This window comes from Cellulomonas sp. McL0617, assembly GCF_049994875.1.
Classification (GTDB): domain Bacteria; phylum Actinomycetota; class Actinomycetes; order Actinomycetales; family Cellulomonadaceae; genus Cellulomonas.
Window position 1 is genome coordinate 234,012 of the sequence record NZ_CP188256.1, and the last position, 23,472, is coordinate 257,483.

Below are 23,472 nucleotides of genomic sequence, written 5' to 3' on the forward strand. Positions count from 1 at the left end.
CGCACGGATGACCGTGCGGAGTCCTGCTTTCCCCCTACGTGTTGGCGGGCTCCCCGAGCATCGGCGCGAGGTCGACGGCACGCAGCCGGACCTTCTCCGCCGATGCGTCGTCGGGCTCGCGAGCGGCGGCGTCCTCGGCCTCCGCGCGAGCCACGTACGCAGCGATCTCCCGGTTGCGGGTGGCCTCGTCCCAGCCCAGGACGGGTGCGACGAGGTCCGCGATCTCCTCCAGCGCCCCGACACCCTTGTCGGCCTGCTCGTAGTTGAGCCGGGTGCGGTGCATGAGGACGTCGTCGAGGTGCAGTGCGCCCTCATGGCTGGCGGCGTAGACGATCTCGGCGCCGATGTACGCGTCCGCGTTCTGCAGCGGCTCGGCCAGCTTGGGATCGGCGTCGACCAGGTCGATCAGCTCGCCCAGCAGCGACCCGTACCGGTGCAGCAGGTGGTCCATCCGCGGCCGGGTCCAGCCGTACTTCTGCGCGATCGCCCGCGACTGGCGTTGGAACACCTGCAGGCCCTCGGCGCCGACGAGCGGCAGGTCGGCCGTGATCGACGGCAGCGTGGTGGCGCGCGACCCGATCGCGAAGTCGACGGCGTCCTTGGCCATCACGCGGTAGGTGGTGAGCTTCCCGCCGGCGATGACGGTGAACCCGGGTGCGGGGCTGGCGACGGTGTGCTCACGGGAGACCTTGGCCGAGGTCGTGCCCGCCTTGACCTGCGGCTGCAGGAGCGGCCGCAGGCCCGCCCACGTGCCGATGATGTCCTCGCGCGTGATCGGGCGGGACAGGACGGCGTTGGCGTGCTCGATCACGTAGTCGATGTCGGCGCTCGTCGCGACGGGGTGCGTCAGCTCCTGCACCCACGGCGTGTCCGTGGTGCCGATGACCCAGTACCGCGACCACGGGATGATGAACAGCACCGACTTCTCGGTCTGCAGGATCAGCCCGACCTCGCCGGCGATGCGGCTGCGCGGCACCACGATGTGGACGCCCTTGCTCGCCAGCACCCGCAGACCGCCCTCGGAGCCGGCCAGCGACTCGGTCTGCTCGGTCCAGACGCCGGTGGCGTTGATGATGTGCCGGGCGCGGACGTCGATGTGCTCGCCGGTCTCCAGGTCCACCAGCTCGGCGCCGGTGACGGCACCGCCCGTGGTCGTCTGCAGCGCCTGCACCTGGGTGCGGCTCGCGGCGCGCGCACCGTAGGAGACCGCCGTGCGGATCAGGGTCTCGACGAGCCGGGCGTCGTCGACGGCAGCGTCCCAGTACCGGACCGCGCCGATCGCGGCGTCGTGCCGCAGGTCGGGGAACAGCCGCTCCATGCCCTTGCGGGTCAGGTGCCGGTGGATGGGCAGCGCGCGCTTGGCGCCGTTGACCGAGGCCAGCGTGTCGTACAGCGCCACGCCCGCGCCCACATAGGCCCGCTCCCACACCCGGTTCTCCAGCGGGTACAGGAAGCTGACGGGCTTGACCAGGTGCGGGGCGAGCCGGTTGATCAGCAGGTCGCGCTCGGTGAGCGCCTCGCGCACCAGGTGGAAGTCGAGCATCTGGAGATAGCGCAGGCCGCCGTGCACGAGCTTGCTGGAGCGGCTCGACGTTCCGCTCGCCCAGTCCTGTGCCTCGACGATCGCGGTGGACAGACCTCTGCTCACTGCATCCAGGGCGATCCCTGCGCCGGTGACGCCGCCGCCGATCACGAGGACGTCGAGCTCGTTCCCGCGCTCCGCACTCGCTCGCAGCGCATCGAGTGCATCCTGTCGTGCCTGAGCCGTCAACGGCGCCGTTCGCATATCTCGTGCCCCTTGGTCTGTCCTGCTTTTCGCCTGCGGTTCTGCCGACGGGACCGCTTCGTCCCGTTCGCCCGTTCCCGGGCCCTTGGCTATCGTCGTCACGGGGCGAACGAACGCGCAACCTGGCTGCACATATGTGCAGCGACGCGTGACGTGACGGAGGGGCGTCAGATGTACGTCGAACGGGAGCAGGACGTGCTCCGGGCCGCGTCCATGTACTACCTGCAGGACATCAAGATGGAGGTCATCGCCCGGCACCTCGGCACGTCACGCTCGACCGTGTCGCGCCTGATCAAGCGTGCCCGCGAGTCGGGCCTGGTGGAGATCACGCTGCGGCCGGCGAGCACCCGTGCACCGGGGCTGGGCCGGACGATCGCCGCGGCCTTCGGCATCGAGACGTACGTGGTCCCCGTGCCCGACTCCGCCAGCCACATCGAACGCCTCGACCAGGTCTCGATCACGGCGGCGCGCCTGCTGTCGTCCTGGTTCGACTCGGACATGGTGCTCGGCGTCGCATGGGGTACCACGCTGGCGTCGGTGTCCCGGTACCTGGCGCCCAAGCCGACCCGTGGCTCGGCGGTGGTCCAGCTCAACGGCGCGGCCAACATGCGCACCAGCGGCATCGAGTACGCGAGCGACCTGATCTCGACGTTCGGGACCGCGTTCGCGGCCGCCGTCCATCACTTCTCGGTCCCCGCCTTCTTCGACTACCCCGACACCAAGGCCGCCATGTGGCGCGAGCGGTCCGTGCGCCGGGTGCTCGACATGCAGCGGAGGGCGGACATCGCGGTGTTCTCGGTGGGTGCGGTCGCCGGAGCGGTGCCGTCGCACGTCTACTCCGCGGGCTACCTGGACGACTCCGACGTGAAGAACCTGCACGACGAGGGTGTCGTCGGGGACGTCTGCACCGTCTTCCTGCGCGCCGACGGGTCGTGGCAGGACGTCCACCTGAACGAGCGGGCCACCGGCCCGACGCCCGTCGAGCTCCAACGGATCCCGCGGCGGGTGTGCATCGTCGCCGGGGACAACAAGGTCGCACCGCTGCTGGCCGCCCTGCGTGCGGGGGTGGTCACGGACCTCGTCGTCGACGAGATCACCGCCACCGGTTTGCTGGAGGTGGCCGAACCCCCGCACCGCCGTCGCGCCCGCCCCAGGTCGTAGCCCCTGGGCGAGAAAAATAGTCGTGCTTTGCACTACCTGGTCAGCCTGACATCAGGGAGTATCAGTGCCTACGCAGGGGGCGTGGGACCGACGGGCATCGCCGGTCCTCGAAGGTGCATGAGGGTCCCCCACCCGTGGAGCGGACCCCGACGACTGATGGGGACGCGTGGCAGAGGACCTTTCGATCAGCATCCAGGGGCCCGCGCCCACCCAGCTGCGCTACATGATCCTCGCGGCGCAGCGGGAGGGTTTCCGCATGTTCTCCCGGTTGCTCGAGGACCTGGGGCTGACGCCGCCGCAGGCCGAGATCCTGGTGGTCCTGGAGGACTTCGGGCCCCTGAGCCTGCGTGACCTCGGCGGCATGATCGTGTGCGAGGCGGGCAGCCCCAGCCGCGTGGTGAACGCGCTGGTGCAGCGCGGCCTGGTCGCACGGAACCCGGACCCGCGCGACAGGCGCGCGGTCCTGCTCGAGCTGACGCCCGCGGCCCACGCGCTGGTGCCGACGCTGCGCCAGATCGAGACCGAGATGGACGCGCGGACCTCCGACCTGCTCGAGCCCGAGCACCAGCAGCTGCTCGCCGTGGTCCTGCGCAACCTCCTGCAGGGTTCGCGCGGCGGGCTCGCGCTCGATCGCCGGTTCGCCGCGTGGCGGTCCGGGCAGCCGTCGACCGTGTCCTGAGGCGTCTACCCTCTCCCTCGTGCCTTCCGACATCCGCGTCCGTCCGGCGCTCCCCGCGGACGTGCGAGCCATCCGCGCACTCGTCGAGCCCTACGCGCAGCAGCGGATCCTGCTGGCCAAGGAGTGGGTGGGCTACTACGAGGGTGTGCAGGAGTTCCTCGTCGCCGAGGCTCCGGACGGGACCGTCGTCGGCTGCGGGGCGCTGCACGTCATGTGGCAGGACCTGGCCGAGATCCGCACCCTGGCCGCCTCCGCCGACTGGCGCGGCGCCGGCGTCGGGCACGCCCTGCTCGACGGTCTCCTGCAGCGCGCCCGCGACCTGGGCCTGCGCCGGGTGTTCTGCCTGACCTTCGAGGTCGCGTTCTTCGAGGCGCACGGATTCCACGTCATCGAGGGCACGCCCGTCACGCCCGACGTCTACCTGGAGCTGCTGCGCTCGCACGACGACGGCGTCGCGGAGTTCCTGGATCTTGCCCGGGTGAAGCCGAACACCCTGGGCAACACCCGCATGCTCGTCGAGCTCGCCTGACGCGTCCTCGACGTCCTCCTCAGTGGGGGAGGCGGTAGGTGGGGTCGGCGTCGTCGTTGGTCGGGGGCTCGCGCGTGACCAGGCCGTCGGCCACGAGGGACTCGATGCAGCGGGCCAGCTGACCGCCTTCCGGCCAGACCGCCTCGAGCGCCGTCTGCGGGACGGGTGCGATCGCCTCGCGCAGGAGCGCCATCACACGGCCGCGGACCTGGCGGTCGGTGCCGACGAAACCCTGGGTCCGGCGGCGGGCGGCGTGCACGTCGGCGGGCCGGCCGGCGGCGTACCAGGCGCACAGGTCGACCACCGGGCACGCGTCGCACCGCGGGTTCCGGGCGGTGCAGACGAGCGCGCCCAGCTCCATGGAAGCAGCGGCCCACCGCGCGGAGGTCGCGTCGTCGGCGGGCGCGTACGAGTCGGCCAGCCGCACCTCGGCGGCTGTCCGGGTGGGCGCGGGGAGCGCCTCGCCGGCGACCGTCCGGGCCAGGACGCGTCGGACGTTCGTGTCGAGCACCACCGAGCGCCGCCCGAACGCGAACGCGCGCACCGCGGCGGCCGTGTAGGAACCGACGCCGGGCAGCGCCACGAGCTCGAGCTCCGAGGCGGGCACGACCCCGCCGTGCCGCTCGACGACCGCCCGGGCGCACTCCTGGAGCCGCAGCGCGCGGCGCGGGTAGCCCAGCCGGTCCCACGCACGCAGCACGTCGGCGGTCGAGGCGTCGGCGAGGTCGACGGGCGTCGGCCAGCGGGCCATCCACGCGCGCCAGGCGGGCTCGACCCGCGCGACCGGCGTCTGCTGGAGCATGACCTCGCTGACCAGGACGCCCCACGGCGTGCGGTCCGCCGCGCGCCACGGCAGGTCGCGCGCGTGCACGTCGAACCACGCGAGCACCGGCGCGCGCAGGTCGGCGGGGGAGGTCGGCACCGCAGCATCCTGCCTCACCTTCCGGCGCCGCCGGCTCGGTCGGATGTCGGTGTACGTGGCTACCGTGGCCGGATGGAGCTGATCGCGGCGCCGTGCGGGGGCGCGGGGGAGGCCGAGGCCGTTCTGGGCACGCCCGGTGACCAGCGGCACTGCTGGTGCCAGTTCGACCGGTGGAGCATGCCGGCGTACCGCGGGATGTCCGACGACGAGAAGCGCGGGCACCTCTTCGCGCAGGTCGCCTCGGGCGGTGCGAGCCCGGGCGTGATCGCGATGCTCGGCGACGAGCCGGTCGGCTGGGCGTCCGTGGCCCCGCGGGCGACGTTCCCGCGGATCGGGTCGAGCACCTCGATGTCGACGGTCGACACCAGGGCCGACCTCGACGACGCGGGGATCTGGTCGGTGACCTGCTTCGTCGTGCGGACGCGGTACCGCCGGCACGGGGTGTCCGCAGTGCTGCTCGACGCGGCCGTCGACCATGCCCGCGCGAGCGGCGCGCACACCGTCGAGGGCTACCCGGTCGACGCCGCGGAGCGGCCACGCGCGGGCTCGGGCACCTACCGCGGACGGCTGTCGACGTTCCTCGCGGCGGGATTCACGGTCGTCGCGCGGCCGAGGGCCGGTTGGGCGGTGGTGCGGGTCACGCTCTGATCCGCGGCTCCCGGTGCGTCGGACACGTCGTCGCACGAGCCTGCCTCTACCGTGGTCGCGCCACCTCGGGCCAGATGGGGTGGCGACGAGCAGCGGAAGGCAGGTGGGTCGATGGGTGCGGAGACTCCGGCGCCGCGGCTGCCGGCTCGGGTCTACTGGGTCCGCCGGCTGGTCGTGCTGGGGATCCCGCTGCTGGTCGTCGTCCTGGTGATCGTGTGGATCGGCGGACGCGGGGACGGTTCGACGCCGCCGGCGCAGTCGACGACGAGCACGGCCCCGGTCACCACGCCGGCGGCTGCGCCCGCCGCAGCGACGACCCCGTCGCCGACTCCGTCGAAGGAGGCCGGTGGCGTCCCCGACTGCGATGCGGCGACGCTCGCGCTGGCCATGACGGCCACCGCCGCGTCGTTCGGCGCCGGCGCGAACCCCACGTTCGACATCACGATCACCAACACCGGCGCCGTGCCGTGCCTGGTCGACGCCGGTGAGGCCAGCCGCGAGATCCTCATCACGTCGGGTGCTGACCGCGTCTGGGACAACCGCGACTGCATCGTGGCCGGTACGGAGAGTCGCGACCTGCTGCTGCCCGCGGCCGGTTCCGACGCCACCCAGCTCGCCTGGAACCGGGTGCGGTCCGCACCCGGCTGCCCGCCGGGCCTGCCGACGCCCGGGGCCGGGACCTACTCCGCCCAGTTCACGCTCGCGGGTGTCGCGGCGGCCCCGGCGGTGTTCGGCCTGAGCTGACCTGTCGCTCGGCAGGGTCAGACGTAGCGTTCGAGGATGCTCGACTCCGCCAGGCGGGAGAGGCCCTCGCGGACGGCGCGGGCACGCTGCTCGCCGACGCCCTCGACGGCCATGAGGTCGTCGATGCCGGCGGCCAGGAGCTTCTGGAGCCCGCCGAAGTGGGCGACCAGCCGGTCGACGATGGCGCCCGGCAGACGCGGCACCTTGGACAGCAGGCGGTAGCCGCGCGGGCCGGCCGCCGCGTCGAGGTCGCCGCCGCCGCCCGGGAAACCGAGGACCGTGGCGATCCGGCCGATGTCGATCAGCTCGGTCGAGTCGAGGTCGGAGAGCTCGTCGAGGACCGAGTCGACGTCGCGCCGCATCGTGTCCACGTAGTCGCGGATCACCAGGGCGCGGTCGGAGCTGATGCCGCCGACGAGCTCGTCCAGCTGCAGGGTGAGCAGGCGTCCGTCGGTGCCCAGCTCGACGACGTAGCCCTCGATCTCCTCGGAGATGCGCCGGACCATCTCGAGGCGCTGGACGACGGCGGACACGTCGCGGACCGTCACCAGGTCCTCGATCTCGAGGGCGGACAGGGTGCCGCTGACCTCGTCGAGACGCGACTTGTAGCGCTCGAGCGTGGCGAGCGCCTGGTTGGCGCGGGACAAGATGGTGGTCGAGTCCTCGATCACGTGCCGGAAGCCGTCGACGTACAGCGCGATGATCCGCATGGAGGCCGAGACGGAGATGACCGGCAGGCCGGTCTGCTTGGCGACGCGTTCCGCGGTCCGGTGCCGGGTGCCCGACTCGGAGGTCTCGATGGTCACGTCGGGCAGCAGCTGGACGGCCGCGCGCACGATCCGGGTGATGTTCGCGTCCACCACGACGGCGCCGTCCATCTTGGCCAGCTCGCGCAGGCGGGTGGCGGAGAACTCGACGTCCAGGACGAACCCGCCCGAGCAGATGCTCTCGACGGTCGAGTCGAACCCGAGCACGATCAGCGCACCCGTGCGCCCGCGCAGGATCCGCTCCAGGCCGTCGCGAAGCTCACCGCCGGGCGCGACGGCGGCGAGCGTGGACCTGAGCAGGTCGTCGGGAACGTGCGAGTGGGGCACGGGTGCATCGTAACGACGGCGGATGATCCGCGGACCGTCAAAACACCTGGCGGACGGACGAAGAAGTAACAGGGCCGTTACCCGACCGAGACGCATCCGACGTCCGAAGACTGTTGTCTATTAGGAAACTTACCTGTTAGTTTGATCGCGCCTGAGAGGGTGCCCTGCGAGGGCACCATCCAGCGGTCAACGACGATCGGAGCGCAGCGCATGAGCGGCACGCCCAGCCAGCCGGGAACTCCCGGGCTGCTGCGCGCCATGAACGACCGGGCCGCGCTCGCCCTGCTGCTCGAGCACGGCCCCCTCACCCGCGCGCAGATCGGCGAGCTCACCGGCCTGTCGAAGCCGACCGCGTCCCAGGTGGTGGCCCGTCTCGAACAGCTGGACCTGATCGACGTCGTCGGCTCGGTGGCCGCCGTCCGCGGTCCGAGCGCCGTGACCTACGGCGTGCGCAGCAACCGCGCACACGCCGTCGCGGTCGACGTGCGACCGTTCCGCGTCCTGTCGACGCTCGTCGACGCGACCGGCGGCGAGCACCCCGTCGCGGAGGTCCAGCTGTCGCGCACCGCGTCCGAGCGGTCCGCCGTCGGGGACATCACCACCGCGATCCAGGCCGCCTGCGAGGCGGCGGGCACCACCCCCGACACGGTGGTGGCGGCGGCCGTCGGCGTCCAGGGCGCGGTCGACCCGCGCACCGACGACCTCGCGTTCGTCGGCCTCATGCCCGGCTGGCCGCGCAAGTCCGTGCGGGCGCAGCTCGAGGGCGGCCTCGGGATCAGCGTCCGTATCGACAACGACGTGAACCTCGCCGCCGTAGCGGAGCGCGTCGAGGGGGCGGGGCACGACGTCGACGGCTTCGCCCTGCTCTGGATCGGCGACGGCCTGGGCCTGGCGGTCGACCTGGGCGGGACCCTGCACCGCGGTGCGGCGGGCGGCGCCGGCGAGATCGGCTATCTGCCCGTGCCCCAGGCGGGCGTCAAGGACCTGCAGGACCTCATCGGTGGCATCGCGATGGGCAAGCTGGCGCGGGCGCACGACGTCCGCGGCCGCACCCTCGACGCCATGCTCGCCGAGCTCGCGACGCACCCGCAGCGGCATGCCGTCCTGGCCGAGCTGGCCGCCCGCGTGGCCGTCGGTGTCATCCCCGTGCTCGCCGTGCTCGACCCACCCGTGGTCGTGCTCGGCGGACCGACCGGCGTCGCCGGTGGTCAGACCCTCGTCGATCTCGTGCGAGGGCACATCCGCAGGACCACCCGGTGGTCCCCGCACATCTCCGTGAGCTCCGTGGCTGATCACCCGGTGCTGCGCGGTGCTCGATCCGTCGTCGGCGCGGACCTGCGCACACGACTTCTGGACCTCGTTCCCTAGCCCCCACCACCCGCACGACGACCCGCCCGGACGCACTCGGTCCTGGGGGCGGTCGGTCGCGCCCTGCGCAAGGAGCCTTCGGTGAGAACACGCAAGTCCTGGCTCGTCATCCCCGCCCTCGTGGCGATCACCGCCCTCGGTGCCTGCAGCGGCGGGTCCGGCGGCGGCCCCACGGCTGCCGCCACAGCCCCCTCGGAGGTGACCGGGACCGTCGAGTTCTGGCACTTCTTCACCGACCGCGAGGCCGGCGTCATCCAGTCGGTCGTCGACGACTTCGAGAAGGCCAACCCCGGCGTGAAGGTCGTCGTGAAGTCCGGCCAGGACGACCAGAAGATGCGACAGGCCATCTCCGCAGGTCAGCCCATCGACGTCGGCCTGTCCTACTCCACCGACCAGGTGGGTCCGCTCTGCTCGTCGGGCGACTTCGTCGACCTGTCGAGCTTCATCACCCGCGACAAGGTCGACCTGACGCAGATCCCGGACACGGTGCTCGGCTACACGTCGTACAAGGGCGTGCGCTGCACCATGCCTGCGCTCGCCGACGTCTACGGGCTCTACTACAACAAGGACCTGCTCGCGGCGGCCGGCTACACGGAGCCGCCCAAGACGCTCGACGAGCTGACCGACATGGCCGTCAAGCTCACCACGTTCAACGACGACGGCTCCATCAAGCAGCTCGGCTTCATGCCGCTGCTCGGCTACTACGAGAACGCCGAGGCGCACTGGGCGCCCGCCGCGGACGCACAGTGGCTCAACGAGGACGGCACCTCGGCCATCGGGTCGTCGCCCGGCTGGAACGCCATCCTCGAGTGGCAGAAGGACCTGATCGCCAAGCTCGGCGGGTACCAGAAGCTGGCCGACTTCCAGGCCGCGCTGGGGCAGGAGTTCTCCGCGGAGAACGACTTCCAGACCGGCAAGGTCGCCATGAACGTCGACGGCGAGTACCGCACCGCGTTCATCGCGGACCAGACGCCCAACCTGAACTACGGCACCGCTCCGATGCCGTCGGCGAAGGGCTACGAGGACAGCTACGGCGCCGGCTACATCACCGGCAACATCGTCGGCATCGGCAAGGGGGCCAAGAACCCCGAGGCCGCGTGGGCGCTCATCAAGTACCTGACCACGAACACGGAGGCGCAGGTCAAGCTGTCCAACGGCCTGAAGAACGCGCCGACGATGCACGACGCGATCGTGTCGCCGGACCTCGAGGTCACGCCGCAGTTCCAGACGTTCCTCGACATCTTCGAGAACCCGAAGTCGTCCACCACCCCGCCCAGCGGCATCGGCGCGGAGTACCAGACGATCTTCGGCACCCACACGGCCAAGTGGCAGCAGGGCGACGTCACGGACCTGCCAGGGATGCTGAGCACCGTCGACGACGAGATCAACGCCGCCGTCAAGCTCCAGGCGGGCTGACGCACATGGCCTCGACGATCCAACGCCGACGGAACAGGGCAGCCCTTCTGCTCCTGACGCCGGCACTGCTCGGCATGATCGTGTTCTTCGTCTTCCCGCTGGTGATGACGGTCTTCTACTCCTTCACGTCGTTCGACCTGTCGAACCCGCCGAGGTGGAACGACTTCGCCAACTGGAAGTTCCTGGTCAGCGGTGACCCGCTGATCGGCACGGCGACCGTCAACACGCTGTGGTTCGTCGCGATCCTCGTGCCGGCTCGGATCGTCGGGGCCCTGTTCGTCGGCTGGGTGCTCACGCGGGCCCGACGGTCGTCGGGTGTGCTGCGCACCGTCTACTACCTGCCGGCCCTCATCCCGCCGGTGGCGGCGACGATCGCGTTCGTCTTCGTGCTCAACCCCGCCACCGGTCCGGTCAACCAGATCCTCGGCTGGTTCGGCGTCGACGGGCCGGGCTGGTTCACCGACCCGGCCTGGGCCAAGCCGTCGCTCGTGCTCCTGGGCCTGTGGGTGCTCGGCGACATCATGGTGATCTTCCTGGCCAGCCTGCTGGACGTGCCGACGGAGCAGTACGAGGCGGCCGAGCTGGACGGCGCGAGCACGCGCCAGCAGTTCTGGTTCGTCACCGTGCCCAACATGACGCCCGTCCTGCTGTTCGCGCTGATCACGGGCATCATCGGCGCGCTGCAGTACTTCACCGAACCGGCCGTGGCGTCCGCGACTGCCATGGGCAAGTCGACCGTCGGGGAGGGTGCCGCGGGCGCGCTCGGCTGGCCCGACCAGTCGACGCTCACCTACGGGCAGCTGCTGTACTCCAAGGCGTTCGGCGCCAACCTCATGGGGTACGCGTCAGCGATGGCCGTCGTGCTGTTCGTCGTCGCCGCCCTGGTCATGGCCGTGCTCCTGCGCCGGTTCAAGTCCTTCACGCCGGACGTGGCCAGTTGAACCGCCGCAGCTCGTCCACCCTGGTCTGGGTGGCCGACCACGCGGTGTTCGTCGCCCTGGCCGTCATGTTCCTCGCGCCGTTCGCGTTCATCCTGCTCACCTCGGTCATGTCGCCCGCGCAGGCCGGCACGTCGTTCAGCTGGCCCACGTCGTTCCACTGGGACAACTACGCCGAGGTGTTCCGCAAGCTGCCGATGCTCAAGTACACGGGCAACTCGTTCCTGTACGCGGGCCTGGCCACGCTGTTCATGCTCGTCTCCTCGGTCCCCGCGGCCTACGCCATGGCGCGCATCCAGTTCCGCGGCTCGGGCGTCCTGCTGATCGCCGTCATCGGCATGATGCTGCTCCCGCCGCAGGTCACGAGCGTGCCTCTGTACGTCATGTGGTCCAAGCTCGGCCTGACCGGCTCGCTGTGGCCGCTGATCCTGCCGAACCTGCTGGGCGACGCCTTCTCGATCTTCCTGCTGAGGCAGTTCTTCCTGACGATCCCCAAGGAGTACACCGAGGCCGCCCGGCTGGACGGCTGCGGCGAGCTGCGCACGCTGTGGAAGGTCATCGTCCCGATGGCCAAGCCGGGCATCGCGGCAACGGCCATCTTCATGTTCTTCGCGTCGTGGAACGACTACTACGGGCCGCTGCTCTACACCTCCGAGAACGAGTCGGCGTGGCCGGTCTCCTACGCGCTCGCGCAGTTCCGCGGCGCGCACTCGGTCGACTGGAACCTCACGATGGCCGCCACGGTGATCGCGATGATCCCGGTGCTGCTCATCTTCTTCCTCGCCCAGCGCATCTTTGTGCAGGGCGTCACGCTGACCGGAGTCAAGGGATGAAGCTCACCGTCATCGGTGGCGGGTCCACCTACACGCCCGAGCTCGTCGACGGGTTCGCACGGCTGCGTTCGCTGCTGCCCCTGACCGAGCTCTGCCTCGTGGACCCCGACGCCCACCGGCTCTCGCTGGTGGCCGGGGTCTCGCGTCGGATGTTCGCGCGGTTCGGGTACGAGGTGAGCGTCACGGCCACCTCGGACGTCGTCGCGGGCGTCGCGGACGCCTCCGCGGTGCTGTTCCAGCTGCGGGTGGGCGGGCAGGCGGCGCGTCACACCGACGAGACCTTCCCGCACGCCTGCGGGTGCATCGGCCAGGAGACCACCGGTCCGGGCGGCCTGGCCAAGGCGCTGCGCACCGTCCCGGTCGTCCTGTCGCTGGCCGAGCTGGTGCGCCGTCATGCCCGGCCGGACGCGTGGATCGTCGACTTCACCAACCCGGTCGGCATCGTGACGCGAGCCCTGCTGTCCGAGGGCCACCGCGCCGTCGGGCTGTGCAACGTGGCGATCGGCTTCCAACGCAGGTTCGCGACGATGCTCGACGTGGCGCCGTCGGCGGTCGCCCTGGACCACGTCGGCCTCAACCACCTGACCTGGGTGCGTGGAGCGTCGGTGGACGGGGTCGACCGGCTGCCTTCGTTGTTGGCTTCGAGGCTCTCCGAGATCGCCGACGAGGTCGAGCTGCCCTCCTCGCTGGTGTCGCTGCTCGGCGTCGTGCCGTCGTACTACCTGCGCTACTACTACGCGCACGATGTCGTCTTCGCGGAGCAGCAGGGCGCCCCGACCCGCGCCCAGGCGGTCACCGCTGTCGAGGACGAGCTCCTCGCGCTGTACGCCGACCCGTCCGTGGACACCAAACCGGCCGCCCTCGAACGACGGGGGGGCGCGTTCTACTCGGAGGCCGCGGTCGACCTGCTCGCCTCGCTCACTGCCGACCGCGGCGACGTACAGGTGGTCAACGTCCGCAACGACGGCACGCTTCCGTTCCTGCCCGACGACCACGTCATCGAGGTGCCCGCGACGATCGGCGCCGGGGGGATCACGCCGCTGCCCGCGGCGCCCCTCCCCACCGACATCGCGGGACTCGTGTCGCACGTCGCGGGCTACGAGCGGCTTGCCCTGGAGGCCGCGGTGCACGGCGGCCGCGACCGGGTCGAGCGCGCCCTGCTCGCCCACCCGCTGGTCGGTCAGTACGACCGTGCGGCGCGCCTGACCGACCTGCTGCTCGCGGAGAACCGCGCCCATCTCGCGTGGGCCCGATGAGCGTCCTCGTGGCCGTCGACGGAGGTGGCAGCAAGACCGACGTGCTGGTGCTCGACCCCGACGGGACGGTCCTCGCGCACGCTCGCGGGCCCGGGTCGTGCCCGCAGGTGATCGGGGTGCGGCCCGCTCTCGAGGTCATCGACGGGCTCGTACGGTCGGCCCTGGTCGGGCGTTCCGACGTCGCACGGGTGGGGATCTACCTGTCCGGGCTGGACCTTCCGGTCGAGATCGCGACGTTCACGTCCGCCCTGCAGACGCTCCCGTGGTTCACGCCGGACGCGGCCGTCGTCGACAACGACACGTTCGCCCTCCTGCGCGCCGGGACGCCGTCCCACGAGGCCGTCGTCGTCGTGTGCGGCACCGGGATCAACTGCGTCGGGCGCCGGTCCGACGGCGCGACCGCCCGGTTCCCGGCGCTCGGCCGCATCTCCGGCGACTGGGGCGGTGGGTTCGAGCTGGGGGAGCAGGCCCTCTGGCACGCGGCCCGGGCGCTCGACGGCCGCGGGCCGGCCACCTCGCTGGCGACCCGGGTGCCGTCGGCGCTCGGGCGTCCGTCGATGGCGGTCGTGATCGAGGACCTGCACTTCGGGGTGCTCGGGCACGACGACGTCGCCGGCCTGTCGCCCGTGCTGCTGGCTGCTGCGTCCGACGGGGACGCGGTCGCCCTCTCGGTCGTGGAGCGACAGGCCGAGGAGATCGCGACCCTCGCGCTCGCGGCCCTTCGACGGCTGGACCTCGTCGGGTCCACGGTCCCCGTGGTGCTCGGAGGCGGTGTCCTGGCCGCCCGGCACCCTGGGCTGACCGAGGGCATCCGCGCGCGGCTAGCGACCGGTGCACCCGGCGCGCACCTGACGTTCGTCGCCGACCGGCCGGTGGTCGGGGCCGCGCTGCTGGTGCTCGAGGACCACGGAGCGCCGCCCGACGCGCTGGCGCGGGCTCGGGCGAGCGCCGGTCTGACGCCGACCGTCGTCTGACGCCGACCGCCTACCCCGAGTCGACCTGGTCCTGAGAGGGCCGACCGGCGACGGCCCGCGGGATGCTCAGCGCCGCGGGTCGTCCGCCGCCAGCCCGGCGTTCAGCACCGCCTCCCCGAGGTCGGCCGCGGTCGTGACGGTCAGCCCCGCGGGCGGCGTGGCCCCGTCCAGCGCCCCGGCCGGGACGATCGCGCGCGTGAACCCGAGCCGCGCGGCCTCGGCGAGGCGTCGACCGACCCCCGACACGGTCCGGATCTCGCCGGCCAGCCCGACCTCGCCGATCGCGACCAGCCCGCGGGGCAGCGGCACGTTCTCGCGGGAGCTGACAGCCGCGAGCGCGAGCGCCAGGTCGGCCGCCGGCTCGATCACCCGGGCGCCGCCGATGGTCGACATGTAGACGTCCTGGTCCGCCAGCCGCGCGCCGAGCCTCCTCTGGAGGACGGCGAGCACCATGGCCAACCGGCTGCTGTCGACGCCGCTGGTGGTCCGCCGCGGGTTGGGCACGGACGACAGCGCCACGAGCGACTGCACCTCGGCGACCAGCGGGCGGCGCCCCTCGAGCGTCACCGTCAGGCAGGTGCCCGGCACGGGGTGCAGGGCCTGCGAGATGAAGAGGCCCGACGGGTCGGTCAGGCCGACGATCCCGGTCTCGGACAGGTCGAAGCAGCCGACCTCGTCGGTCGGGCCGTAGCGGTTCTTGGTCGCCCGCAGCATGCGCAGGCGGGAGTGCCGATCGCCCTCGAACTGGCAGACGACGTCCACCAGGTGCTCGAGCGTGCGCGGTCCGGCGACGGACCCGTCCTTGGTCACGTGGCCGATGAGCACGACGGGCATGTCCCGGGCCTTGGCCGCCTGTATGACGGCCGCGCTGACCTCGCGCACCTGTGACACGCCGCCGGCGGTGCCGTCGACCTGCGACGACGCGATGGTCTGCACGCTGTCGATCACCAGGAGGTCGGGGTCCTGCTGCTCGATGTGCCCGAGCACCGTGGCCAGGTCGGTCTCGGAGACGAGCAGCAGCGTCGGGGCGAGCGCGTGGATCCGACCGGCGCGCAGCCGCACCTGCGCCGCCGACTCCTCGCCCGTGACGTACAGCACGCGACGCCCGGTGCGCGCGGCTCGGGCGGCGACGTCGAGCAGCAGCGTGGACTTGCCCACCCCCGGTTCCCCCGCCAGGAGCACCACAGCGCCGGGCACGAGCCCGCCGCCGAGCACGCGATCCAGCTCGTCGACCCCCGTCGACTGCGCCCGGGCGGTCTCGACATCGATCTGGTCGATGGGCAGTGCGGACGACCTCGTCGGCGTCGTCGCGACCGTCTTGGGCGCGCCTCCGCCAGGGCCGGTGTCCTCCAGGACGGAGCCCCACGCCTGGCACTCCCCGCAACGCCCGACCCACTTGGTGGCCGACCACCCGCACTCCGAGCAGCGAAAAGGTGGCTGCGCGGGCCGTGTGGATCTGCCGGGTCGTCTCACGCTCGTCGAGGTCACGAGAGGGACGCTAGACGCAGCGTCTGACACGGACGCCGACGGCGCGCGACAACCTGTCTGTTGCCAACGACTGAACAACGGTTTAGCGTAGTGAACGTGCGTTCAGACGAGGACCTCACCGCCCGCGCCCGCATCCGGGACGCGGCCGTCGCGCGGTTCGGGCGCGACGGCTTCGGCGTCGGCGTGCGCGCCATCGCGGCGGACGCCGGCGTGAGCGCCGCCCTGGTCATCCACCACTTCGGCTCCAAGGACGGCCTGCGCGCGGCGTGCGACGAGCACGTGCTCGAGACGGTCAAGCGGGAGAAGTCGGACGCCATGCAGGACCAGGCGCCGAGCGACGTCATCGGCCGGCTCGCGCGGATCGAGGAGTACGCGCCCCTGTTCGCCTACATCGTGCGCAGCCTGCTCGAGGGTGGCGTGCTCGCGGCCAAGTTCGTCGACGGCCTCGTCGCCGATGCGGACGCGTACCTGGAGACCGGCGAGCGGACGGGGACGGTCAGGGCGTCGGAGGACCCGCGAGGCCGGTCCCGGACCCTCGTCGCGACGCAGGTCGGCCTGATCGTCATGGCCCAGCTGGACGGCGCGCTCGGCCGCGGCACTGCCCCGACCGACGATCCGACGACGGCCATGAAGGAGCTCTACGACGCGACCCTGCTCGCCGGCCTGGAGCTCTACACGCACGGCCTGTTCACAGACAGCGGCTACCTCGACGCCTACAGAGAGTTCAAGGAGAAGTCATGACCGACGCCATCCACATCCGCGGTCTGGTCAAGTCGTTCGGGGCCAAGCGCGCGCTCGACGGGTTCGACCTGACCGTCGCGGCGGGCGAGGTGCACGGGTTCCTCGGGCCGAACGGCGCGGGCAAGTCCACGACGATCCGGGTGCTGCTCGGCCTGCTGCGCGCCGACGCGGGTTCGGTCTCGCTGCTCGGCGGAGACCCGTGGAAGGACGCGGTCGCGCTGCACCGGCGGCTCGCGTACGTGCCCGGCGAGGTGAACCTGTGGCCCAACCTGTCCGGCGGGGAGGCGATCGACGTGCTCGGGCGGCTGCGCGGCGGCCTCGACCCTGCACGTCGGGACGAGCTGATCGAGCGGTTCGAGCTCGACCCGCGGATCAAGGGTCGCGCGTACTCCAAGGGCAACCGGCAGAAGGTCGCCCTCGTGGCTGCGCTGGCCGCGGACACCGAGCTCCTGCTGATGGACGAGCCGACCAGCGGACTGGACCCGCTGATGGAGGCGGTGTTCCAGCAGGTCGTGCGGGAGGTTGCCGACGAGGGCCGCACGGTGCTCCTGTCGAGCCACATCCTGGCGCAGGTCGAGGTGCTCTGCCGCCGCGTCACGATCATCCGGGCCGGCAAGGCGGTGCAGACCGGTTCGCTGGAGGAGCTCCGCAGCCTGCGCCGGACCACCGTGACGGCCGCGGTCCGCGACCTCGAGGGCGCTGTTCGTGCCCTCGGCGAGACCGCCGGCGTGCACAACCTGCAGCGGCACGACGGGCACCTGACCCTCGACATCGACACCCCGGCGCTCGGCGACGTCCTGGCGCGGCTCACCACCTTCGGTGTCGACTCCCTGACCGCGCACCCGCCGACGCTCGAGGACCTGTTCCTGCGGGAGTACAGCGACGAGCTGGCGACGCTCGGTGTGGTGGAGGGGTCGCGATGACCGCGGTCGCCCTGCCCGCCACGTTCCGGTCGGGGCCGGCGTCGGGCACCGGGGGACTCGTCCGGGTCGCGCTGCGCCTGGACCGGTTCCGCACGATCGTCTGGGCGCTGTCGGTCAGCGTGATCGTGCTCGGCGCGCTCAGCGCCCTGAACACCGCGTACGCGACGCCCGAGGCGAGGCAGGCCCGCGCGACGCTCATCTCGTCGCCCGCCGCGACCGCGCTGGCCGGACCGGGATACGGGCTGGACGACTACACGATCGGCGCGATGACGGCCAACGAGATCGGTCTGTGGATCATGATCCCGGTCGCGATCATGTCGCTGCTCACCGTCACCCGGCACCTGCGGGCGGCCGAGGAGGACGGGAGGCTCGAGCTCGTGCGGTCGGCGCCGGTCGGTCGGGACGCGCCGGTGGTCGCCGGGCTGGTGGCGGCCTTCGTCGCGACCCTGGCCGTCGGGTTGCTGACGTTCCTCGCGCTCGTCGCGGGCGGCCTCGAGGCGACGGGCTCCGCGGCGCTCGCGGGCGGTGTCGTCATGGTCGGCTTCGTGTTCGCGGGGGTGTCCACCGTGGCGTCGCAGCTCACCGCCCACGGCCGGACGGCGAGCGCGTTGAGCATGGCGGTGCTCGGGGTCGCCTTCCTGCTGCGCGCGATCGGGGACGTGAACGGTCCCCAGAGCACCAGCGTGCTCACCTGGCTGTCCCCGTTCGGCTGGGCGCAGGCGACCGCCGCCTTCGTCGCGACACGCTTCTGGCCGTTGGCCATCGGGTTCGTCATGACGGCCGGGCTCGTCGTCCTCGCGTTCTGGCTCGTCGGGCGGCGCGACGTCGGCACCGGGCTGGTGGCCGAGCGGCTGGGCCGCCCGGCCGCTCCCCGGAGCCTGACGGGCATGGTCGCCCTGACGGCGCGGTCCCAGCTCGGACCGATCCTCTCCTGGGGCTTCGCCATCGTCGCGATGGGTGCGGTGGTCGGCCTGCTCGCCGGTGCGCTGGTGGACTTCCTCGCCTCCGACCCGACGCTCTCCCAGGCCTTCCCGGACGGTCCGAACGGTGCCGCGGCGGGTGCGCTCGCGGTCTACACCGTGTTCCTCGCCGTGACCACCGGCGCGTACGCGGCGACCGCGCTCGGAGCCGCGCGCGCGGAGGAGGTGGCCACCCGGGGGGCGGCCGTGCTGGCCCTGCCGGTGTCACGGTGGCGCTGGCTCGGCGCGCAGGCCGGCGTGGCGGGCGTCGCGTCGGTCGTGATCATGCTGGTGACGGGTCTGGCCATGGGCGCGACCGCGGCCGGCTCGTTGGACGGCGCCGTGAGCGTCGGGCAGGTGGTCGGGGGCGCTCTGGTGACGCTGCCGGCGATCGGCTGCATGCTCGGGCTCGCCGTGCTGGTCCTCGGGCTCGCGCCGCGCGTGTTCGGGCTGATCTGGGCGTACGTCGTCTACGTGTTCGTGGTGGGCCTGTTCGGCCCGCTGCTGCCCGACGGCTCGGACGCCCTGTCGCCGTTCACCTACACCCCGCAGCTTCCCGCCGAGGCGATGGACTGGACCCCGGTGGTCGTCCTGACCGTCGTCGCCGCGGTCCTGATGGTGGCCGGCCTGGCCGCGTTCCGACGGCGGGACGTGACCGGCTGACGTTCGCGGCGCTCCGAGGACGTGCCGGGGTCCTGCGCTGGTGCCTAGGTAGGCTGCGGGGCGTCCGGCGAGGGTCCGGGCATCACGACCCGAGGGGGACCCCCGATGAGCGACACCGGCCGGCCCGGCCCCGACCCCGCGCACCACAGCGGTCGACCCAGCTGGGGCCAGACGGGCCAGACGCCGCCCGTCGCGCCCGCGACGCCCCCGCCGGTCACCAGCTGGCAGGCGGCGACGCCGACCGCAGTGACTCCTGCGGCCCCTGCGGCCGTCCCCCCGGCCACGGGTGGGGAGCCGCCCGCCGGCGAGTCGAAGCGGCGTCCGGGCTGGCTGGTCCCCGCGATCATCGGCGTGGTCGTCCTCGTCGTCGCTGCCGTCATCATCGGGATCGTCTCCTCCAACAAGGGGTCCGACGCGGCGGCGCCGCCCGCGGTCGCGTCGACGATCCTTCTTCCCTCGCCGACGCCCACGATCGACCCGGTCGCCCGCACGGCCACCACGGCGTTCGCGACGGCGCTCCCCACCTCCCTCCTGCAGTACGCGCTCGCGTCGTCCGCCGACAACCCCACGTGGACCGCCGGCGGCGCGATCGAGGCCTACACCGAGACCTACACCGACGGCGGTTCCGGGACGGTCACCGTGAACGCCGGCCAGTGGGAGACCCCGGCCGAGGCCACCGCGTTCGCCGCGACCCTCACGGCCGCCCTTCCGGCCGCCCCGTCGCCCGCCCCGACGGCCACGGCCGCCGCCTCGTCGTTGCCCCAGTCGGGCGACGTCACCGCGGCCGGTGCGCCGGTCGGCACCTACACGATCGCCGATGCCGGCGGCGGCAACGGGGTGGCCGTCTGGACCAACGGGACGACGGTGTTCCAGCTGACCGGCCCGGTCGCCGACATCGTCAACCTGTACGCGGCCTACCCGCTCTGAGCAGCACGACGGCGCTCGCGGCGGGGGCCGCGAGCGCCGTCGTCGTTCGGGGTCAGCCCGCGGTCGTGGGCGCCGTGAGGTCGTAGACCGTGGCGCCGTCGACGGTCTGCGCCGTGAAGTTGGCCTCGACCCAGGCGCTGATGTCCGACGACGCGCTGGACCCGCCGTTCTGGCCGCCGAACCCGCTGCCGCCGATGAACCAGTGGATGTCGCCGGCGGCGACGTACGCCTGGAACTGGGCCAGCGTCGGCGACGGGTCCGACCCGTTGAACCCACCGACGGGCATGACCGACTCCTGCGTGGCGAGCTGGTAGCTCGCGGCGTTCTGCGAGCCGATCGCCGCCGCGACCCAGCGGTACTGGTCCGCGTCCTTGAGCAGCAGGGCCTCGACCGCGGTGCTCACGGTCGCGCCGTTCAGCAGACCGCCTGCACCGCCCCCGGCGCCGCCGCCACCCGTCCCGCCGCCGCCGAACCCACCGGTCGGTGCGGTCTGCGACGTGCCTGTGCCGGTCGGGGCGGTGCCGTTCGCGGTGCCCGTCTGCGCCCCCGGAGGGCCGCCGAACCCACCCTGCGGACCGCCGCCCTGCCCGCCGCCGCGACCACCGGGCATCCCCATCCCGCCGCCGCTCGTCACGGTCGGGCCGGCGGTGACGATGGACCCGGACTTGCCGACGGTCACGGTGTCGAGCGTGTAGGCGGTCTGACCGACCAGCCCGGCGACGAGCGCCAGGGCGGCCCCGACGCGCAGGACGCGCCGCCCGGACCAGTAGCCGCCCACCAGCAGCGCGGCACCCGTGAAGCCGGCGAGCAGGACCACCAGGCGGAGCCAGGGGAGCCAGTCGGCGGACCGACCCAGCAGCACGTACGACCACACGGCGGTGATCAGCGTGACGCCGGCGAGGGTGCAGACGGCCCACAGCGAGGTGCGTCGGACCCACAGGGCCCAGGACCCGATGCCGACGAGCGCCGCGATCGCGGGGGCCAGGGCCACCGTGTAGTAGGCGTGGAAGATGCCGGCCATGAAGGAGAACGTCAGACCGGTGACCACCAGCCAGGCGCCCCACACGAGGATCTCGGCGCGCTGAGTCGAGGTGCGCGGGGCCCGCCGGTAGAGGCCGAAGGCGACCGCACCGAGCACCAGCGCCGCGGGGATGAGCCACGCGATCTGCCCGCCGACGTCCGACGAGAACAGCCGACCGAGACCCGTCGCACCCCACATCGACGTGCCGCCGGCACCCCCGCCGCCACCGACCGACCCGGTCTCGTCACCGGTGATCCGCCCGAGGCCGTTGTAGCCGAACGTCAGCTCGAGGAACGAGTTGGTCTGCGAGCCGCCGATGTAGGGCCGCATGCTCGCGGGCACCAGCTCGACGACGGCCACCCACCAGCCGGCTGCGACGACCATCGCGCCGACCGCGAGCAGACCGTCGCGGATGCGCCGGCCCAGCGAGACGGGCGCGGCCCACAGGAACGCGGCCGCGAGCCCGGGCAGGACGAGGAACGCCTGCAGCTGCTTGGTCAGGAACGCGAAGCCGACGAGCGCGCCCGCCAGCAGCATCCAGCGGGTGGTCCGCGGGCCGGTGATCGCCTTCATCGTCGCCCAGACCGACAGCGTGAGGAGCAGCACGAGCAGCGCGTCCGGGTTGTTGAACCGGAACATCAGCGCGGCGACGGGCGTCAGTGCGAGCGTCGCGCCGGCGAGCAGGGCGGCACCGGCGGAGAACCGGCGCCGGACGCTGGCGTACAGGACACCGACCGTGGCGACGCCCATGAGCGCCTGCGGCACGAGGATCGACCACGACGACAGCCCGAACACCCGCACGGACAGCGCCATGATCCACAGGGAGGCCGGCGGCTTGTCGACGGTGATCGACGCCGCGGCGTCCGAGGCCCCGTAGAGGAAGGCCTTCCACGACTCCGACCCGGCTTGCACGGCCGCGGAGTAGAACGAGTTGCCCCAGCCGGAGGCGGACAGGTCCCACAGGTACAGGAGCCCGGTGGCCAGCAGGAGCCCGCCCAGCGCCGGGCGTTCCCAGCGGGCGCGCGGAGGGGTGACGACGGGCTCGGTGACGACGGGCGGTGCGACGTCGTCGGGGGCGTCCGGACGGTCGGGGATCCGGAGCGGGGCGGTGGTGACGGTCATCGGACTGTCCCTTCGACGGGGGCGGTGCTGGCGGTGGCGCGGCGGAAGACCCAGCTGCGCAGGAGGACGAACCGCAGGACGGTCGCCCCGAGGTTGGCGACGACGAGGACGACGAGCTCGACGCCGCGCGAGGCACCGGGCGCGACGAGGTGCAGTAGGCCGAGCGACCCGGCGGTGAGCACCCAGGCGAGCCCGAAGACCATCAGGCCCTGACCCTGCTGCCGGGCGGCTCGGGCGCGCCCGCGGATGCCGAACGTGACGCGTCGGTTGGCGGCCGTGTTGGCCACCGCGGTGAGCAGGAGCGCGAGCACGTTCGCGGCCTGCGCGCCGACCGGACCGGCCAGCACGAGGTAGATCAGGGCGTAGGCGGCGGTGCTCGCGACACCGACGAGCGCGAACCGCACGAGCTGCCGCAGCAGGACGTTCCCGCTGGTCACGGGTGTGGCGGGGCGGCTGTCGCCGACGAGCGGCAGGTGCGCGCGCAGCTCGTCGAGGGGGATGCGGCCGGCGGTCAGGTCCCGCACGAGGCGTGCGACGCCGCGCAGGTCGGCCTTCGCCGTGGCGACGATGTCGACGCGCGAGTCGGGGTCGTCGACCCAGTCGACGGGCACCTCGTGGATGCGCAGCCCGGCCCGCTCGGCGAGCACCAGCAGCTCGGTGTCGAAGAACCACCCGGTGTCCCCGACGAGCGGCAGCAGCTCACGGGCTGCGTCGGCCCGGATCGCCTTGAACCCGCACTGGGCGTCGGAGAACCGGGCGTGCAGCGCACCGCGCAGGACGAGGTTGTACCCGCGGGAGATGAGCTCGCGCTTGGGTCCGCGGACCACGCGCGCGGTCCGGCTCAGGCGGGTGCCGATGGCCAGGTGCGAGTGCCCCGAGACCAGCGGTGCGACGAGCGGGAGCAGGGCGCTGAGGTCCGTCGACAGGTCCACGTCCATGTACGCGAGGACCTCGGCGTCGGACCCCAGCCAGGCCGTGTGCAGCGCCCGTCCGCGACCTTTGGCGTCCAGGTGGACCAGGGCGACTCCGTCGATCTCGTCGGCGAGCCGCCGCGCGATGACCGCCGTGCCGTCCGTGGACGCGTTGTCCGCGATCGTCAGCCGCGCGGGGTAGGGGAACTGGGTGTCGAGGAAGCGCCGCGCGGCGCGGACCGTGGCCTCGAGACCGGCCTCCTCGTTGTAGACGGGGATGACCAGGTCGAGCACGGGCCCGGTCGTGACCTCGTCGGCATACGCGGGTGCGTCCGCGGGATGCGTCGTCGTGATGTCCATGCTCCGACG

21 protein-coding genes are annotated in these 23,472 nt (G+C 72.5%); 15 read left to right on the top strand and 6 right to left on the bottom strand.

The annotated features are described in order from the left end of the window. Positions 1-34: 34 nt before the first annotated feature. Complete coding sequence (locus ACPPVS_RS01125; protein WP_426594086.1) at positions 35-1,786, bottom strand: FAD-dependent oxidoreductase; 1,752 nt, start codon at positions 1,784-1,786, stop codon at positions 35-37. Positions 1,787-1,957: 171 nt separating this feature from the next. Between ACPPVS_RS01125 and ACPPVS_RS01130 the strand changes: the two genes are divergently transcribed. The 3 genes from ACPPVS_RS01130 (at position 1,958) to ACPPVS_RS01140 (ending at position 4,155) form a co-directional block, all read left to right on the top strand. After that, positions 1,958-2,947 (top strand): sugar-binding transcriptional regulator, encoded by a 990-nt coding sequence (locus tag ACPPVS_RS01130; protein ID WP_426594087.1) that lies wholly within the window; start codon positions 1,958-1,960, stop codon positions 2,945-2,947. Between the two features lie 166 nt (positions 2,948-3,113). After that, complete coding sequence (locus ACPPVS_RS01135) at positions 3,114-3,626, top strand: MarR family winged helix-turn-helix transcriptional regulator (RefSeq protein WP_426594088.1); 513 nt, start codon at positions 3,114-3,116, stop codon at positions 3,624-3,626. Between the two features lie 19 nt (positions 3,627-3,645). Further along, positions 3,646-4,155, top strand: coding sequence for an amino-acid N-acetyltransferase (locus ACPPVS_RS01140; protein WP_426594089.1), 510 nt, complete (start codon positions 3,646-3,648; stop codon positions 4,153-4,155). Between the two features lie 19 nt (positions 4,156-4,174). Here the strand turns inward: ACPPVS_RS01140 and ACPPVS_RS01145 are convergent, their stop codons facing one another. Continuing rightward, a complete protein-coding gene (locus ACPPVS_RS01145) occupies positions 4,175-5,077 on the bottom strand; it encodes an A/G-specific adenine glycosylase (protein WP_426594090.1) in 903 nt (300 codons plus the stop codon). Positions 5,078-5,149: 72 nt separating this feature from the next. Between ACPPVS_RS01145 and ACPPVS_RS01150 the strand changes: the two genes are divergently transcribed. Both ACPPVS_RS01150 and ACPPVS_RS01155 read left to right on the top strand, forming a co-directional pair. After that, positions 5,150-5,725 carry an N-acetyltransferase family protein gene (locus tag ACPPVS_RS01150; protein WP_426594091.1) on the top strand — a complete coding sequence of 192 codons (576 nt, stop codon included), beginning with the start codon at positions 5,150-5,152 and terminating at the stop codon, positions 5,723-5,725. 111 nt (positions 5,726-5,836) lie between these two features. Beyond that, complete coding sequence (locus ACPPVS_RS01155; RefSeq protein ID WP_426594092.1) at positions 5,837-6,469, top strand: hypothetical protein; 633 nt, start codon at positions 5,837-5,839, stop codon at positions 6,467-6,469. Between the two features lie 17 nt (positions 6,470-6,486). Here ACPPVS_RS01155 and disA read toward each other — a convergent pair whose 3' ends face one another. After that, positions 6,487-7,563, bottom strand: coding sequence for a DNA integrity scanning diadenylate cyclase DisA (gene disA / locus ACPPVS_RS01160; protein WP_426594093.1), 1,077 nt, complete (start codon positions 7,561-7,563; stop codon positions 6,487-6,489). 210 nt (positions 7,564-7,773) lie between these two features. On the opposite strand from disA, the gene ACPPVS_RS01165 reads away from it, so the two are divergent. From ACPPVS_RS01165 to ACPPVS_RS01190, 6 genes are all read left to right on the top strand, one after another. After that, complete coding sequence (locus ACPPVS_RS01165) at positions 7,774-8,931, top strand: ROK family transcriptional regulator (RefSeq protein ID WP_426594094.1); 1,158 nt, start codon at positions 7,774-7,776, stop codon at positions 8,929-8,931. Between the two features lie 81 nt (positions 8,932-9,012). Further along, positions 9,013-10,347, top strand: coding sequence for an ABC transporter substrate-binding protein (locus ACPPVS_RS01170; protein WP_426594095.1), 1,335 nt, complete (start codon positions 9,013-9,015; stop codon positions 10,345-10,347). A gap of 5 nt (positions 10,348-10,352) precedes the next feature. After that, on the top strand, positions 10,353-11,288 hold the full coding sequence (locus ACPPVS_RS01175) for a carbohydrate ABC transporter permease (protein ID WP_426594096.1): 936 nt from the start codon (positions 10,353-10,355) through the stop codon (positions 11,286-11,288). Further along, positions 11,285-12,118, top strand: coding sequence for a carbohydrate ABC transporter permease (locus ACPPVS_RS01180; protein WP_426594098.1), 834 nt, complete (start codon positions 11,285-11,287; stop codon positions 12,116-12,118). Before ACPPVS_RS01175 ends, ACPPVS_RS01180 begins: the two co-directional genes overlap by 4 nt. Beyond that, positions 12,115-13,374, top strand: a complete 1,260-nt coding sequence (locus tag ACPPVS_RS01185; RefSeq protein WP_426594100.1) for a 6-phospho-beta-glucosidase — start codon at positions 12,115-12,117, stop codon at positions 13,372-13,374. Before ACPPVS_RS01180 ends, ACPPVS_RS01185 begins: the two co-directional genes overlap by 4 nt. Then, positions 13,371-14,348, top strand: a complete 978-nt coding sequence (locus ACPPVS_RS01190) for an N-acetylglucosamine kinase (RefSeq protein WP_426594101.1) — start codon at positions 13,371-13,373, stop codon at positions 14,346-14,348. Before ACPPVS_RS01185 ends, ACPPVS_RS01190 begins: the two co-directional genes overlap by 4 nt. A 66-nt stretch (positions 14,349-14,414) precedes the next feature. Here ACPPVS_RS01190 and radA read toward each other — a convergent pair whose 3' ends face one another. Continuing rightward, complete coding sequence (gene radA, locus ACPPVS_RS01195) at positions 14,415-15,836, bottom strand: DNA repair protein RadA (protein WP_426594102.1); 1,422 nt, start codon at positions 15,834-15,836, stop codon at positions 14,415-14,417. Positions 15,837-15,932: 96 nt separating this feature from the next. Here radA and ACPPVS_RS01200 point away from each other — a divergent pair, with 96 nt between their 5' ends. From ACPPVS_RS01200 to ACPPVS_RS01215, 4 genes are all read left to right on the top strand, one after another. Further along, positions 15,933-16,577, top strand: a complete 645-nt coding sequence (locus ACPPVS_RS01200; protein WP_426594104.1) for a TetR family transcriptional regulator — start codon at positions 15,933-15,935, stop codon at positions 16,575-16,577. After that, positions 16,574-17,500: an ATP-binding cassette domain-containing protein gene (locus tag ACPPVS_RS01205; RefSeq protein WP_426594106.1), complete on the top strand. Its 927-nt coding sequence runs from the start codon at positions 16,574-16,576 to the stop codon at positions 17,498-17,500. The genes ACPPVS_RS01200 and ACPPVS_RS01205 overlap by 4 nt, the downstream gene beginning before the upstream one ends. Further along, a complete protein-coding gene (locus ACPPVS_RS01210) occupies positions 17,497-19,122 on the top strand; it encodes an ABC transporter permease (RefSeq protein ID WP_426594108.1) in 1,626 nt (541 codons plus the stop codon). The genes ACPPVS_RS01205 and ACPPVS_RS01210 overlap by 4 nt, the downstream gene beginning before the upstream one ends. A 105-nt stretch (positions 19,123-19,227) precedes the next feature. Continuing rightward, entirely contained in the window at positions 19,228-20,049 is an 822-nt protein-coding gene (locus ACPPVS_RS01215) for a hypothetical protein (protein WP_426594110.1), read from the top strand. Positions 20,050-20,101: 52 nt separating this feature from the next. On the opposite strand, the gene ACPPVS_RS01220 is transcribed toward ACPPVS_RS01215, so the two are convergent. Both ACPPVS_RS01220 and ACPPVS_RS01225 read right to left on the bottom strand, forming a co-directional pair. Beyond that, a complete protein-coding gene (locus tag ACPPVS_RS01220; RefSeq protein ID WP_426594112.1) occupies positions 20,102-22,192 on the bottom strand; it encodes a glycosyltransferase family 39 protein in 2,091 nt (696 codons plus the stop codon). Further along, entirely contained in the window at positions 22,189-23,463 is a 1,275-nt protein-coding gene (locus ACPPVS_RS01225) for a glycosyltransferase (protein WP_426594114.1), read from the bottom strand. The genes ACPPVS_RS01220 and ACPPVS_RS01225 overlap by 4 nt, the downstream gene beginning before the upstream one ends. Positions 23,464-23,472: the final 9 nt, after the last annotated feature.